The 16,350-nt window shown below is 38.2% G+C and carries 14 protein-coding genes; 3 read left to right on the forward strand and 11 right to left on the reverse strand.

The window, feature by feature from the left end; all coding sequences use genetic code 11:
• Positions 1–16 precede the first annotated feature (16 nt).
• The 9 genes from RB604_RS19385 to RB604_RS19425 form a co-directional block, all read right to left on the reverse strand.
• Positions 17–886 (reverse strand): hypothetical protein, encoded by an 870-nt coding sequence (locus tag RB604_RS19385; RefSeq protein ID WP_055294218.1) that lies wholly within the window; start codon positions 884–886, stop codon positions 17–19.
• Entirely contained in the window at positions 873–3,338 is a 2,466-nt protein-coding gene (locus RB604_RS19390; protein WP_055294220.1) for a hypothetical protein, read from the reverse strand. The genes RB604_RS19385 and RB604_RS19390 overlap by 14 nt, the downstream gene beginning before the upstream one ends.
• On the reverse strand, positions 3,335–7,411 hold the full coding sequence (locus RB604_RS19395; protein ID WP_055294222.1) for a coiled-coil domain-containing protein: 4,077 nt from the start codon (positions 7,409–7,411) through the stop codon (positions 3,335–3,337). The genes RB604_RS19390 and RB604_RS19395 overlap by 4 nt, the downstream gene beginning before the upstream one ends.
• Before the next feature lies 1 nt (position 7,412).
• On the reverse strand, positions 7,413–8,168 hold the full coding sequence (locus RB604_RS19400) for a hypothetical protein (protein WP_055294224.1): 756 nt from the start codon (positions 8,166–8,168) through the stop codon (positions 7,413–7,415).
• Between the two features lie 263 nt (positions 8,169–8,431).
• Positions 8,432–9,004 carry a hypothetical protein gene (locus RB604_RS19405; protein WP_005930031.1) on the reverse strand — a complete coding sequence of 191 codons (573 nt, stop codon included), beginning with the start codon at positions 9,002–9,004 and terminating at the stop codon, positions 8,432–8,434.
• A 2-nt stretch (positions 9,005–9,006) separates the two neighbouring features.
• A complete protein-coding gene (locus tag RB604_RS19410) occupies positions 9,007–9,447 on the reverse strand; it encodes a hypothetical protein (RefSeq protein ID WP_147398883.1) in 441 nt (146 codons plus the stop codon).
• A gap of 26 nt (positions 9,448–9,473) precedes the next feature.
• Positions 9,474–10,808, reverse strand: coding sequence for a hypothetical protein (locus RB604_RS19415; RefSeq protein WP_055294228.1), 1,335 nt, complete (start codon positions 10,806–10,808; stop codon positions 9,474–9,476).
• Between the two features lie 67 nt (positions 10,809–10,875).
• Entirely contained in the window at positions 10,876–11,973 is a 1,098-nt protein-coding gene (locus tag RB604_RS19420) for a hypothetical protein (protein WP_055294230.1), read from the reverse strand.
• 60 nt (positions 11,974–12,033) lie between these two features.
• Entirely contained in the window at positions 12,034–12,981 is a 948-nt protein-coding gene (locus RB604_RS19425; RefSeq protein WP_005930021.1) for a hypothetical protein, read from the reverse strand.
• 111 nt (positions 12,982–13,092) lie between these two features.
• Here RB604_RS19425 and RB604_RS19430 point away from each other — a divergent pair, with 111 nt between their 5' ends.
• Positions 13,093–13,848: a tyrosine-type recombinase/integrase gene (locus RB604_RS19430; RefSeq protein ID WP_259327066.1), complete on the forward strand. Its 756-nt coding sequence runs from the start codon at positions 13,093–13,095 to the stop codon at positions 13,846–13,848.
• 248 nt (positions 13,849–14,096) lie between these two features.
• Here the strand turns inward: RB604_RS19430 and RB604_RS19435 are convergent, their stop codons facing one another.
• Positions 14,097–14,288: a hypothetical protein gene (locus RB604_RS19435; RefSeq protein ID WP_005929840.1), complete on the reverse strand. Its 192-nt coding sequence runs from the start codon at positions 14,286–14,288 to the stop codon at positions 14,097–14,099.
• A gap of 37 nt (positions 14,289–14,325) precedes the next feature.
• On the opposite strand from RB604_RS19435, the gene RB604_RS19440 reads away from it, so the two are divergent.
• Positions 14,326–14,499: a hypothetical protein gene (locus RB604_RS19440; protein WP_005929837.1), complete on the forward strand. Its 174-nt coding sequence runs from the start codon at positions 14,326–14,328 to the stop codon at positions 14,497–14,499.
• A gap of 97 nt (positions 14,500–14,596) precedes the next feature.
• Here RB604_RS19440 and RB604_RS19445 read toward each other — a convergent pair whose 3' ends face one another.
• Positions 14,597–14,854: a hypothetical protein gene (locus RB604_RS19445; RefSeq protein ID WP_005929836.1), complete on the reverse strand. Its 258-nt coding sequence runs from the start codon at positions 14,852–14,854 to the stop codon at positions 14,597–14,599.
• A gap of 458 nt (positions 14,855–15,312) precedes the next feature.
• Between RB604_RS19445 and RB604_RS19450 the strand changes: the two genes are divergently transcribed.
• Positions 15,313–16,332 (forward strand): phenylalanine--tRNA ligase subunit alpha, encoded by a 1,020-nt coding sequence (locus RB604_RS19450; protein ID WP_007481546.1) that lies wholly within the window; start codon positions 15,313–15,315, stop codon positions 16,330–16,332.
• The last annotated feature ends 18 nt before the right edge of the window (positions 16,333–16,350 follow it).

Here is a 16,350-nt window from a genome sequence, read left to right on the forward strand (position 1 = left end):
TTTAATAGTTAATAAATTAGTCGTTATTGAAATCGTTATTGAAATCGGAATTATAATCTCCCCTATTTTCGTATATCGTTCCCCGGCATATTTTCTTCACAACTGTATCAGTTTGGAATTCAACTTCTACGCTTGCAAGATTTCCTTGTGTTTGCCATGTCGGAGTTGCCAAGAATGTATCACAGTTATATACTCTACCGTATTTATCCGTTACAATGACATAATCAGATAATCGAATTAATCTCATCACGTCACATAAATACTCAGGTGCTAAAAAGGTACATCGATATGTCTTTTCAGAGATCTGCTTTTCCGGGAAGAAATACCCATCTAATGTTTCTCCATCCTCCTCAAACGGATATTCCGGTTTCCCAAGCTCGGTACATAAATAAAGTACATTCTTAAATGCCGGATTGTTATATACTATCTGGCCGGCATCAAATACAAGATTTTCGACATCGTACCATTGTATTTTCAAATACGCGGAAATATCCTGAACAACGGTAAACATTTCTGAATAGAAATACTGCTTACCGTCATACATGCGTGCATAATATATTCCGTCATACATTGTTAAAGACAATGGTAACCTACCCGGATATACTATTACATCATACCCCAAATCCTTAAAATGCACAATTTCCAATCCCGTCATAATCATGTCAGACGTTATATCCGCATATTTCACTCCATTCTTTGTGTATAGGAGCACTTCTTGAATCGGATTCTCACTATACTCTCTCATTAACTGAAAAGGCAACAGAAAGCTTGAAGGAGTAAACAAAGGGTATATATCCCCATATGAATAACTTTTCCGGTGATTCTGTTCGTTAATTGAAGTGTACCACGGAAGTACACTAAGATTGTTATTGTTATTCTGTATCATAGCGTAAATCTATTGAATGCATTCTACTACTCAAATTCACTGAAATACTCTCTATCTTACCGTCCCCGATGGAGGTATGTATCAATTTCAAAGGGGATATTTCACGATCGTAAGGGAATTTTGCTTCGCTGCTCTTTAACCGGGAAATGTATTTCAATGTGATATCGGAATTATTGATATTCACTTTTTTAGATGGGAGGTTATAACCCCAATAAACAGGATGCAGAAAGAAATAGGACAGATACCCGTTCTGATTCTGATAAATATCACCGTCTACCGTTTGAGATAAAACAGGGACACGCTCTCTGCCGGCCTGCGTAATCGTTTCCATCAATGCAAATCCGTCTTTGGAAAACTCATCAGAACGCAATATCATATAGTCGATATCAGTAGAGAAATTACTAACCGATATCTCCTCAATCTTGTCCTGCTTGACATAGTTGCTTCTCATGATGATCGGATAACCGGTAAACGGTTCTGTGACTTCATCCATCCATGAAAATTGATAGCGTTCCGGCATATCCAACTTTTCGTATTTATACTCTTTACGACCAGTCTCCCATGATTTTCCATTGCTCGGACATATCCACTTTGTCAAATCCATAGCAATTCCCGGCTGGTTGGTGTATGAACGACCATTACGGAAGTACTGTATATGCTCAATCTTCAACTTGTTATCCTCAATATACCAATAGCATTGATACACGTATTTCAGCATGTCTAATACACTTTTCAAAGTGATAGTAGCCTTTTGTGCAGGTTGGGTATAGTTACTTATCAAGATATTGGTTTTCGGAGTCATGTACACCTTTCGTTGACCTCCTCCGATAGGACGGTGTGATGCATAAAAGAATTGGCTGTATTCTGTTGTATTCCCAAAAGTAATACCCGGTGCAACCTTGTCAAGAAGCACGGATAAGACAGAATGCAAAGGCATGGCATGAGACATCGTGTATTCAAGTCTTGATTTTGGTTCTATTTCATCCTTTGAGAAGTCATGTATAAACCAATAAGAATAATCATCAGTCCACATATCACGATTAACAGGATATGCCTTGTAAGGTGAAATATCGGTAGGAGGATAATAGTATTCACCTCTTCCATTCTGTCCCCATTCAGAAGGTTCCGTTTTTACAATAGCGGATGATTTAAATTCTTGAACAGCATACGGTATCACATAGGGATATGATCCCGGAGTTGATATCATATCATCCGATGGTTTATTATGCCATGTAACAGATACTTTATTTGTGGCCACAACATACCTCGTGTAAAATACTTTTTTATTTGTGTCCCCTGTGGCAATTTTTACAGACGTATTAGAAGTAGCAAAAAACTCAAGTGTTCCATTTCTTGATGGATCTATATACAAATCACCTCTTGTGTTACCTATTCGCTCATTAGTTTTTCCATCGTACAGCGCAAAACTTCCAGAAATGCCAGTACCAGAAATAAGTACTTGGATAAATCCGGCATTATCCTTTAGCCTGTATGTAGCAGTACGGTATTTATCCGGAGTTGCGGTTGGTGAAAAATCAGCGATATAATATCCTTTCATATAAGACGGAATACCATCTCCTTGCACGTTTATTGCGATAATTGTTCCTGATTCACCAAAGAAATACTTCTCTTTGAGTTCGTTTGTATCTGTAACCACATCTGCATCCTGTTCCCAAAATACCCCAGAAAGAGCGCATGAGACCTTATCATCTCCTGCCGTATAGATTTGTAAGATTCCACGTCTATACAGGGATATCTTTTCAAGTTCTGGATTTAATCTTACCAAATCATACTCCCGTTCCCATCCGTCCAATAATTTCGTATAAGCGTCATTACTATCCGGTTTGACACGAACCGAAAGGTCAGCCACGTTAATGGTACAGTCAGTGCGTAAGAATTTGGTCTTAACATACAGATTGAAAGTACGTCCACCGTCTTGGCTCCAATAAACGTCTAAATAGTAAATCGTATCAAAGGGACGGTTAAGGATAAAATAATAATCCCGACACATGAATGTAATTTCACCATTCAAGCCTTCACGGAAAAACTCCTGCTCGGACTCTTTTGTATATGTCTTTGAAAGACTGTCTTTATAGATTGGCTTCGCTTTATGAAGCAAATCAATACTCACATCACCACTGTTCCAGTCATCTACCGTATAACAGAATACCATTGCTGACGCACCATTTGGTATAACCAGATCAAGATTACTTCCGGAATAGCCGGATATATATTTGTGATTTGAGTCGAAAAAGCAGACAGTAACCTCTTTCTCATTGAATGCAACTTTTGTGTATTCTGACACGGGAACAAGAGGACTTGTATTGTACTTTGCATCCCTAATAACAAAACCGGAGGTTGCGAATAACCTGTATCCGTATTGAGTCCCTTCCATTTCCGGATCAAAAACATCCCGATTGACCAAATAAAAAATGTATAATGGATTCATCATGATTTAATTCTCCTTTTCAAATTCTTATAAGCAGTAATAGTATCACCATTCGCATCACGATATGTACGCTCTCTATTCTTTATCTCCCTTATATCGTTTCTTATATCATTCAAATCGGTATTTTTCTCTTTCAAGTTGACAGAGATGTTATTTACACCGTCATATGCAGCTAAATACTTATCGGTAAATGTTCCGTTGTTCAAGGATTTTATAACATCAGGAATAACCTTACGAAACCTACGCGAATTTCTCTTATTGATAACGGCAAAGAATTCACCACCTTCCGCACGTCTACGGGTACCATCCGGTTTTGTTCCAAGATCAACATCATTGCCCGACTGATGAGAACCACCCTGTAACAATTCTACTGTACCATCACCATACTTTTCTTCACTGCCTTTTGTTAGTTGAGACGCTTTTATCTTTGCAGCAGCAAACGCACCCCACATGGTAGCGATCATGGCGATTGCAGCAGGAATCCCCCAAATACCAACACCGGAAAAGGACTTGAATATGCCAGCACTTGCAGTAACAAGATTGCTTGCCTGCTCTAAACTATTGATCGCTTCCTGTTGCTTCTGTGCTTTGGCTTGCTCTTTCAATGCTTTTTCTTGATTCTTCTTCGCTAAATCCAACTCTTTCTGAGCTTGCTCAACATTTGACGCATACCCATTTGCACGAGCTTCACGTTCCGCATCCAAAGCATTTTGAGCAGCTTCAACCTCACGGTCTGCCGCTTCGACTGCCCTTTCTGCCGCCTGAACCTTTGCATCTGCAATTGAATTTATAGCATCTATGGCATATTGTGCGGCTGTACTGATAGCCTGTTCTTGTTCTGAAGTTAAATTCAACCCGAAAAGCTCATAAATATTTGAAGGTTTAGAAGTTTTATCTATCTCATTGTCTATTTCCTTTATCTGATTTGCTATAATCTTACCTCTTTCTGTAAGGGTACCATCAGGTTTTGTCTCTAACGCTAATTCAGCCTTTAACCTTTTCTTTGTTTCTTCAAGAATTAATTTTGTTTTTTCCTTTTCAGATATTTTTAATGCATTGATTTCAGACACAGCAAGCTCATTATTCAAAGCAATCTTATCCATACCGAAAGCCTTCAATTCTTTTACAATCTGAGCATCGTATTTGGCATTTATATCTGCTTCGCTTTGTCTCATTTCTTTCGACAATAACCTATTTTGTGCCAACTCTATTTTACGTTGGTTCTGCAAAAGCTTAATACGTAGGTCAATTTCCTTTTCAGAACCTTCCTCTACAGCTTCCAATTCTAATTGTATCCGGTCAGATTCTTTTTGTAACATATCTGATGTTATCTGATCTTCCAATTGATTAAGATCCTTTGTGTATTGGTCACGAAGATAACCTAAACGGGATTCCATTTCATTTTTTTGTATTTCAGTCAATGAATCCCTTTCAATATTCAAACTGTTGGTAAGATCCTGTATCTGTCTTTCATAAGATACTCTCAACAGTTCTCTTTGCTTATCTGCACCCTCTTCCAACAATGCAATCTTGGCATCTTCGGTCAATCTAATAGTTGCCAGTTCTGATGCATTTTGTTGTTTGTCAATTTCCTTTAATTCGTTATCCAATTGCTTACGTAAAGATATTATCGAATCATTCAATGATTTTCTTGCCTTTTCCGTAAGATTATTATCTGTCTCCAACTGATATTTTATATCTGCTATCGAACGGGCATTTGCCGCTTTTCGTTGTGATCTCTGTTGGTCAAAGCTGTTTTTAATAAGAGATATTCTAATATCTTCTGCTTTACGAAGAATATCGGTTTCTTGTTTTGCAATATTCTTATCTTCCTGCTTCCGTTGTTCATATTGGGCTTTAATCAGTGTATCCAATTCCATTCCTTTTGTTTCCAAATTGACACCAAGCTCAACATCATGTCCCAATTTATCAATTTGACCTTGTACATTTTCAATCGCTTTGTCAACTTTTACTTTTTCAATTTTTCCATCCAAATCAACATCAATATATGTTGTTTTAATATCATCCTTTTGTAAATTTTGTAAATTAATCAATAAGTCCCGAAATTGCTCTAATTTATACCGGTTCAATTCCAAATTCCTCAATTCATCCGAATAATAACCAACTGATTTATTGTGAGCTTTGGTACGTAGCAACAATATTTCATCCTCTATTTTACGTATCTCAATAAGACCTGCATTACGTGCTTTGGCAATACTTAATTCTTGTTCCAATCGAGTGATACGTTCATAAATGGTACGATTCATTTCTTCACTCTCTTTTTCCAAATAATCTGAATATGCTTTTTGGTATTCATTGAGTCTTTTTTGTTTCTCCGCAGCATCCTTTGTCCCCATAGAAAAAAGAGTTAACGCACCCACCACAGTTACTAACGCAGTGGCCAACAGAACATAAGGATTAGCATTTGCAATAAGATTAAATGCCTTCTGAGCTACAGTTGCAGATATAGTAGCTTTGGTTCCCTGCATAGTTACAAGACGATCATATACTTTAGCCTTCGTTAAAGCCGTTTGTTGTAATCGGGATATTCCAAGCATTAATGCGGATTGCTTCTGAATTGAATTTTGAATAGCTTGAACACCTGTCGTTACCGCTATTGCAGCTTGCAACTTTTTTTGTGCCTTTTCTACATTTTCACTTTCAACACCGGCTAATTCCATTATACCAGTATAGGCAGAAAATCCACCAGATGCAGCACTGGCAGCACCTAACACAGCATCCAAGTTAGAAGTATCGGAAGCCATATTGTTTACCTCTGCCGTAGCATCTTTAAGAGCATCCCTTAAAATGGCTGTTTCTCTCGATAACCGTTGGTATTCTTCTGTATTTTGTTTACCCTCAAGACGTAATAATGCCAACTGCTTAGTTTGATTCTCAATTTGCGTTGTCAACTTTTGTGCATCAGCAGAATAATTTCCTACATTTAGACTTGTCTTTCCTGTTTCTTCCTGTAGTCTCTTCATTTCTTGATACAATGCGTCCGTCTCAGCAACCAATTTACGCCCTTCTTCCGTGCTTTTCCGGTATTCATCAGATAATCCATTCAGAACTATTTTGTTCAATGAGTACTGAGCACTTAAATGTTCATAACTTCCCGCAGTACTTGTATTCAACTGATTAAGAAGTTTAATTTGCGTCTGAGTTTTCTTTATAGCATCTTTTTGACCATCCATAACAGAAGTCAGAGCCGCTGCCCTTTCTATGAATTCATTCTCAGAAATCTTCCCAGAATCATATTCTTTGTTAAGTTCCTTCAATGAAGATTTGGTATTTACCTGTTCCTGCTGAAGCTCAATAAGATTCTTGAACAAATTTTGCATATTCGTATCAAGACCATAAAAAGACTCCTGTAACCTTCCATTTTCATCATCAACACCCCTTTGTGATTCTTGAAATTTGTTCATTACAGAGTCAGCCTTTTGCAGACCGGCATTTACTCTTTCCATAGCAGCACGATAATCATCTATGCTCAAATCACCGGAATCAAAAGACGCATTCAGTTGATCAGAGATAGATGTCAGCCGGGCAACATTAGAAGATGCCTTATTTATTACATCCGAATATGAAGCCATCCCATTTTCACCCTTTTTTATGAATGCATCGTAATTCGTCTTTTCTACATCTGACAATGCAGTATACAATTCATCGATAGAACGGGTTAATTTATTCGTATCCGAATTCAATTTTTCATAAGAAGCCCCTAATGACTTATTGGAATTTTCAGCAGATTTACTAATCGAATTCTGTTGTTGCTGAACTGACTTTAACAGATTCAATTCCTTTGTTGTAGCATTCAAAGAATCCGTAAGTTCTGATTGAGAATAAGATAATCTTTCTGCATCCTCAGAAGCTTTACGAATAGTTTCACGTCCCTCTTTTGTTGCACCGGATACTTTTTTAAGGGAATTACTAAGCTGTTCCGCTTCTTTTTTCACCTTCGCAAGAGCAGACTCATATATGCCTTTCAATTCTTCTAATTGCTTGATCAGATCGGTTATTGAACTGTCAGGCTTAATAAGATCACTGTATTTTATAGGATTATTGTTATCTGCCATCTTATTTTGATTTGTTTTTTGACTTCAAAGACTTCTTTATGAATTCAAATGCGTTGTAATATTCTAATACAGTGTACTTCTTTGCATTGACATGTAGATGTTGTGCAATCATAAGACACATATTTTCGAATTGTTTATCATACTGTATTTCTACACTGTCGGTTCCGGAAAAAGACTGAGGATTGGTATAAGTAATCAGTTGACCTGTCAGATCATCGATTTCATTACTTCTATCAACTCCCTCAATGGTACTATTCAGCATTAGCAGTGTTCTTTCCCTCAAAAGATCATAATACTCCTTCACGGTAGAATCATCAAACAGCATGGGGAAATACAGTAGCATCTCTTCATCTATTTTTTTTTTGACCGATTCCATATGGTCGGTCAGTTCCTTATTCGTCGCTTCTGCAAACAGATCCAACACTTTCTGTAATCCGTCATCGGTTAAATCATCTACCAATTTTCCGTCTATGCTTTTTACCAATGCTGCAAATGCCAGATGTTTCGGGCTTATTTCTGATTGTATGAAATAGATGTTCTGCCGGATGTTTCCTATCTCCTTTTCAGCCTTATCCGGCTGGTTTAAACGGCAATACCTTACTACTTTTTCCATATGTGCGTCCCAATCACTCAGATCGGAACCTACACCGGCATCTATAAGAAGCATTTTATTGTACTTATGAAACCTGACAATCGGTAATTCATCAATACTGTCATATAACTCAACCTTATGCTTTGCAAGTACTATTTTTCTCATAACAGACACTTGATTAATGGAGTGGAACAAAAAGGTATTAACAATGATGTTAAATCGCCTGTTATAACTGCACAAATAACAGACAGAAATACAGAAACCCACCATGACAGACAAAAGTTACACAATGCCATCTCTGAGAAGAAATCATTACCGTGAACCTGCATCCACTCAATAACTCTCCATTTACGCAACAATGAAAGAATAAATGTCGCCAACAGTGCGACAATAACCATATGATATAAAAAATCCTGCATACTCATTTACTATTGATTATAACATGTCTCTTTAACCGTCATCACACCTTCGAATCTGAATCCGGCAAATGGATGCATCAAAAATTGATTATCCAATTCGTTGAATGTAAATCCTTTAAAAACATTCTCCGCACGTTCGTATATACGGTTAATCTTAATACTTCCAGATTTAAGCCAGAAACCACCATTCAACGCACGCATGATTTGAAACTTTACGGCTTCCGTATTGCGATTGTCAGCCTCATTGGTAACCCTACGCATATCCACCCATACAATAAGCGAAAATTGAGCCTTATAGTCAGATTGCCTGCCTGTGATCCAATCCACATCCTGCGGATCATCAATTACAAAAAATGAAAAGTTACCCAACACTTTATCATCCGGTGCAATCAGTATATAATCATTGCCACCTGCATATACATCAGGTGTATAATATTTCTTTCCGTTGATGGACTTCACAAGACGTTCTGCACGTCCGAAGCTATGATCCAGCCACGGAAGATTATCAGCTAACCCTTTCTGTATATCGGATATCACCCTATCGAATAATTCTGGATTCTTTGGTATTGGTACACGTTCCATTTTTATTTATTTAAAATTACTTCCTTTGCCTTTTTCATGAGATCCGGATAAATGTAATCCCATATAAGGCTCAATATATTTTCATCCGTAAGACCGAGAATCTGACGGCCGTATTTCTTTATCAATGCTTCAGTTTTCCAATCAGATGCTTTTATTTCAAATTGCCTGTCACCGACTTCAATGTAGAAGCTACTTTCAAAATCACCTGTATCACGCAATGTCACACGGTTGGTTGGTTGTCCTTTCTCCTCCTTAATCGCTATAGTCAACGGCCGGTATGGAGCATAATCCATAATACTCACCCCAAGCCTGTTAACCCCTTCTTCATACAACTGAATTTCAGCATTCATATCAACTATATAAGCTTCGTTATCCGTAATGATCCTTTGGATATACATGCCTGAAACCAGCCCCTCATTAAAGGTAACTACCCGACTTTTCAAATCTATTATAGACTGCAATCCCGCCATTATGTTGTACGATAACGAACACCGTGATTATTACATGACAAGCAAATTCTATCTAATCCCTGTGTATCTAAACTCAGTGCTTCATAAGCCTTTTTTAAATCGTAGCCTAATCCACCCGGCCTACCTTGTGTATTACCGTCAAGTTCGTAAAGAATATCCATACGGGACACGTTGGATTGATTTCGATTTACGCGTACATCCGGATTCATAGCCATTGTCCGCAATGCAATTGCGGCTACCTGCCTTTGTATCACTGTCTGAAATATCTGGCGTTGTGATATGATAAAATCAGTAAGATCACAGCCAACCGTTATCTCGCAATTAATACCATAATTCAGCGTATTGGTATAGATGTTTCCGGGAATATCCCAGAGTTCCGGATATTCTTCAAATGTAGTAGGTGCATTATACATGAATGGAGATATCTGCATGTACTTAGTAATCTGTCTCCATGTCTCCACACTACCGATATTACATGTACCACAAGGTTCACGGCTCCAATCCTTTGAAACATTGACAGCTTCCATTCCACGTGGTAGCTCGTCTTGATTATATACCAGATACCAAGCACCACCGGAGTTGTTTCCGTCACTGATATACGGCAGATAACAATCTTTTAATGGGAACCATTGGAACCCTCCATTCGTGACATTAAAATTCAGATAGAAAGTACGGATAGGGTCTATCTGCGAACTATGGAAGAGATACATCTTGATTAGTCCGGTACCACCGGTCATTTGAAGCCCGATACGTTCTATTTTAGTTGTCACTCCCATAGAACGGACAGGAACAATTTCCATTCCTACGAGTTTATGAGAATTCTGCAAAGTAGCACGTATACGTCCTGCACCATCAAAGAGTGTACGTCTTTCCAACAAATTTTTCGTCTCCTTATCCAAACCTTTCATTTGAGTAAAGGTTTGCACAACGGTATCTATACCGTTTATTGTCAGATTTTCAAGATAACTGGATAGCATATTGAAAGGCTGCCAAAAAGGATTGCCATAATCACGACTAAAGTCACCGTTAAAGTCGCTAACCGCTGGTTCTTGGTTAGTATTGCCCATTTTAGCCATCCACAGCATATTATTATGAGACACAATATCCCCTTTTCTATAAGGCGAAATCATGTTCCATTTCGGATACTGATAGCCCCAATCATCCGGTATTATGGCCGATATATTATTGAGAGTAACAAGAGGATGTGCATTTTGAAAGTACAATCCGCTATCGGTACGCGTCAATGATTCTTCTATATGATGTGTAGGATTAAGAGCCTGTTGCCATCCCACAACATTAAGCAAAGCCTGTTCTATTTCTTTTAACCTGTACATACCCTTTAATAAATAAAGGGGATGAGGACAAATATCCCATCCCCTTTCATTGTGTCATATCTAATTTTTAAGCCGAAAACTGAGCAGCATTCGTCACATATACAGGCATACCCAAAGGAGTATTATCTGCACGTGCAGCAATCTCAGCCTTGATGATCGGGTTAGCGATAGTTGCAGGATTACTGTTGTATGCAACCAAGAATGCAACATCAACTGAGAATCCGAAGAATTCTTTAACACCACAATTCAAATCTGCCGTTGCATCACCCCACAATTTAGACTGGTCACCAACTTCCGTATAGTAATGAGAACCTACCGGAAGATCAACAAACGGAATACGTACTACGTCCCATTCGTGGAAGTTAGAACGAGCACGACGTAATGCTTCACGGTCAACACGGGTAAGCACTCCGACATTCCCGTCAACTACTGCGAACAGTGTTCCCATTTTGCCGGATTCGTCAACGACATTGTTAGTATAATGAATAACCTTGTTGTCGTATTCCATTCGTTTGTTGACGTCATTGTAGATACCATGCTGAGCCAATTTACGAATAAGTGCATCAACACCGGCATTTCCGATCACGTGAATCTGTTCCGGATAACAGTTAGCACGCATCATAGGGTTAATATCACCTAAGATTTCAGTAGACATCTGAGTAGGAACTTCAATCACGTTACCGGTTACGGTATAATTCAGTTTAGATTTGAAAACCTGCGTCTTTTGAGCTTCCAATTGTGCAACTGCTGCTGAATCAAGAGCATTAGCCATAGCACGACTGATTTTCTCCATTTTGCGAAGCCAGTCATGTTCGTAACTGATTTCATTATTCATATAAGCAGCCGGCACCATCGTAAATCCTACCGCGTAAGTAGCCCATGTAACGGTATACAGCGCAGAAGTATTCTCATTATCAGCAATGACACATGAGCGAACATTGGACACCTGTACATTCTCATCATAGTTAATGACAGGAATCTGTACGGTATTACCGATCGAAGCGAATGCACGTTCGCGTAATCGGGGGTTAATAATCGAATTACGTGCATCGGTCTGTTCTACGAAAAAATCCAATGCGCCATACTCGCAAGGGCGGGTCATATTCCGGTCAAATTCGGGATCTTCAACACGCCAATTCTGTAATCTGGTTGCAATTAAACTCATATCAAATATTTTTTTAATGTTATAAATACCGGGTTGACCCTTTACCCTTTCTTATTCTCTTTATTTCTCCGGAAGGGAAGAGATATTGTTATCTTTCCATGCCTGATCCATAGCAGTCTGGAATTCCGCAGAACCATTTGTCAGTCCTTGCGTCATAAGACTTGAAGCAATCATATCATATGCTTCTGTTCTTGTCTTTGCACCAGCTATGCTAATAACAGTACCCGAACCTGTAACACCAGAAGGAGGTTGTGTGCCGGTACCGACTTGTTGCCTGCCTTTATCCAAAACCCCCATCATATCCAATTCACGTTGAATCAATTCATCAGCCGTAAATGGATTCAATTGATTGTTCGGATTACGCATAATTGCGCCATTTTCATCTTTGAACGCAATGATCTGACCGCCTTTCCCGTCATCGATCAGTTCCGGATGCATGTTTTTAATTTTCTCTGTCGCTTGACTAAGCAATACCTTAGTTACACTTCCCGGGAGCTCCGGTTTAAACTTCAAATTAGCCGTAGCAGCTTGCAATGTTGATTCCACACGGATACCGAACAGTTCTTTTTGATGGTTTTGTTCAGCGTTCTGGAATTTGGTATTAAGCTCATTATATTGCCCTGTAATAGCTGCAAGATCAGCTTTAGCCTGCTTCAAAGCCTTCGCGGTCTCCGCATCGGAAGCACCATCTTGGATAGCCTTTTCCAAACGCGATTTTTCTTTTGTCAGCGTATCAATAGTGCTCTGTAGCTGTACGGCACTTTCGGCCTTTGTCTTGAACTCACCAAGTACCCTTTTCGCATAATCATACGTCTTTTCAGTGCCATTCTTTGCAATACCGGTAACAGACAAAATATCGGCATCCAAGTCACCGTATATCTTACCCGTTTTTTGAGCAATTACGCTATTTTCGTCATTTGCAGACAAAGTTGTGATAGCTGCCAACTGTTCGTCACTCAATCCGGCCAATACCGAATTTGCTTTTAAAACTTCTACTGTTAATGCCATGATTTTACCCTTTAATCATTTATGGTTAATATTATTCTTCTGCTTCTTCAGAAGATTCCTTTTTAGGCCTGCCCGGTTTCTTTGCTTCCTGAATAATGCCAGACTCTTTCAATTCAATATGAATCATGGCTCAGAAACAGATATTTATCCCGGAATACGATCTCCTTCTACATGAGACAATTGCGTTCCATATACAACAAGGCCGTTAAAGCCAATCTTACGGAACAGACTTTCCCATTTGATAATGTATATACAGGTATAGATAAAACAAAAAAGAGGGCTGTAGACATTTCTGTTATCACCAAATTAATAGCATTAGATTTATCATATTCCTCTTCTCTCTGTTTCGCCAGAGATTTATTCTTGCTTAGCTTCTATATGAGAGGAATGGCCTTTGTAGACATGGCATATCTCAAACATGACAACATAAAAAATGGAGTTATTCGCTACATCCGACATAAGACAGATATTATGCTGGAAATTAAGATAGAACAATGTATATCAGATATAATCAACCGTTATGCATCCAAAAGTAAATTAGGGTATCTATTACCTATCATTACAAGAACAGACGCAGAAAAAGCATATACCCAATATAAAAACAAACGTAGCTATTACAACAAATTATTAAAAAAGATATCACAACTGATAGGTCCGGATATCCTGTTGACTTCTTATGTATCGCGCCATAGTTGGGCAACAATAGCCAGAAATATGAATATCTCTTTAGCTGTCATCAGTGCTGGTATGGGACACAGTTCAGAAACCATGACACGTATTTATCTAACTTCATTAGAAGCATCGACTATTGATCAAGCCAATTCTGCCATACTCAATCATATATCCAGTATTCACAAGAATCAATAAAAAAGCATAGCTTCTTTTTTTAATTCATATTATATTCTAAATGATTACCCAACTGACAAAATTAAGAAACCGAATAATATGTTACAATAAAAACCTTTTAATAAAATCGTGTTTTGTCAACTAACCCTATTCATAATCATCATTAAAATTATTTAAACAGATATTTTCTCAACAAATAACTCACAAATTGCTAATATATATGATTTGAGACAACTTTTAATAGAGTGGGATCCGATAATATTTGCACATCATTGCTGTCCCATTAAATCTAAAATACCACTACCTACAGTGGAGACGGCAGCAGTCACCTTGTCGTTCAAATCGTCAATCATATATGGTTGCACTTCCGTTTCAATATCGATTGTTTGTGATGCTTTGCCAAACTCGTAGGAATCTTCGTCTCGAAAATATCCCAAACCAACAAACAAAAGAAGCCTCATAACGTTCTAATTATCATAATAGTCAAAGATATTAATCATGGGAATCATAATAGCAATCATCATAGTCATTACTCTATTCGTACTGATCAAGTCTGCCACAAGGGCAAATAAAGAAAACAAAGAAATAGATCCGGTATCGCCACCGGAAAATAATAAAGATGATAAAAACAACAAAGAAGTTGGTGATAAACAAACAAATCATAAAAAATAAAATGCGTTATAATTCATTGCGTTATAACTCATACTGAATATATCATTTCAAACAGAGTTACAACGCAATTTATACAAACATACACAATGTTTTCACCTTATTTTTCCGCCCACTCAAGTATTACAGGACTTTTTATATTTACCCCAAGCAAATGCGCCTTTGCCAAAATATTACGTGCCAACTGGGCTTTATATTCTTCGGGAGCATATCGAAAATAAGCTTCCGCCGCCCTCACGTGAGCGGCATCATGAATGGGAAATTCCCTTAACTCAGGTATCCCGAATTCCGAAGTATCCAACTTTTTCCGCTCTTTGGATGCCAACCGACCAGATGACATTTTTTTGATTCCGTTCATAATCCTTTTTTTAATTATTACACATATTGGAAACAGTAACAGAAAAATCCTATAGAAAGATTTGCGGATAAAACAATATTAACTTGAAGAATTCATATACAGCAGTCAAGTAATAAAAAGCCAGTAGTTAAGTAAAAATAATCAGCCTGACATGTTTTCGGAATAAAAACACAAAAGGCTAACAAAAAAAAAGGCTATCTATCCCAGACAGCCAATCTTTGTTAACCTTAAATCTAATACTATGAAAAACACATTGCAAAGATACGGACTTCCGGGAGATTTGCAAATAATCCGTATGCCTTTACAAGATTTATAACATCGTTTAATAGATACCCGAAAGTCATTAACATTTTTGGAAGATATTCGTAAAAAACAATGCCCGATTTGAGAGTTGAATTAAGATAAAAACCACTATCTTTGCAACGTTTTATACTGTAAAATAACAATAAATCAAAAATATGATAGCTAAGATTAACCAGCTTCTTGAAGAAGTTGAAGCACTGAAAGCTGCCAATGCAGAAGAACTTGAAGCACTTCGTATCAAGTACCTTAGTAAAAAAGGAGCCATTAATGACTTAATGGCAGATTTTCGTAATGTTGCAGCCGAACAGAAAAAAGAGGTCGGCATGAGACTGAACGAACTCAAGGCCAAAGCACAGGAAAAGATCAATGCACTAAAAGAGCAATTCGAGACTCAAGAAAATGGTGCATGCGAACTGGACTTAACCCGTTCGGCTTACCCCATAGAAATGGGAACACGCCACCCGCTTTCTATTGTAAAAAATGAAATTATTGATATTTTCTCCCGTCTTGGCTTCAGCATTGCAGAAGGCCCGGAGATAGAAGACGACTGGCACGTATTTTCGGCATTAAACTTTGCAGAAGATCATCCGGCACGTGACATGCAAGATACTTTTTTCATTGAATCACACCCGGATATTTTACTGCGTACACATACTTCATCCGTGCAGACACGTGCCATGGAAGTATCCCAACCTCCTATCCGCATTATCTGTCCGGGGCGCGTGTACCGTAACGAGGCGATCAGTTATCGTGCACATTGTTTCTTCCACCAAGTAGAAGCGTTATATGTAGACAAAGACGTATCATTCACCGATTTGAAGCAAGTGCTGTTACTGTTTGCAAAAGAAATGTTCGGTGCAGATACCAAAATCCGTCTCCGCCCGTCCTACTTCCCATTTACAGAACCCAGTGCCGAAATGGATATCAGCTGTAATATCTGCGGTGGAAAAGGTTGCCCCTTCTGCAAGCATACAGGTTGGGTAGAGATTTTAGGATGTGGTATGGTAGATCCGAATGTTCTCGAAGCTAACGGTATAGACAGTAAAATATACAGCGGCTATGCTCTTGGCATGGGTGTAGAACGCATTACGAACTTAAAATACCAAGTAAAAGACCTTCGAATGTTCTCAGAAAACGACACGCGCTTCTTGAAAGAATTCGAAGCGGCCTACTAAAGGAGTTGAAAGTTAAAA

Source organism: Bacteroides salyersiae (genome assembly GCF_031172035.1).
Lineage (GTDB): Bacteria > Bacteroidota > Bacteroidia > Bacteroidales > Bacteroidaceae > Bacteroides > Bacteroides salyersiae.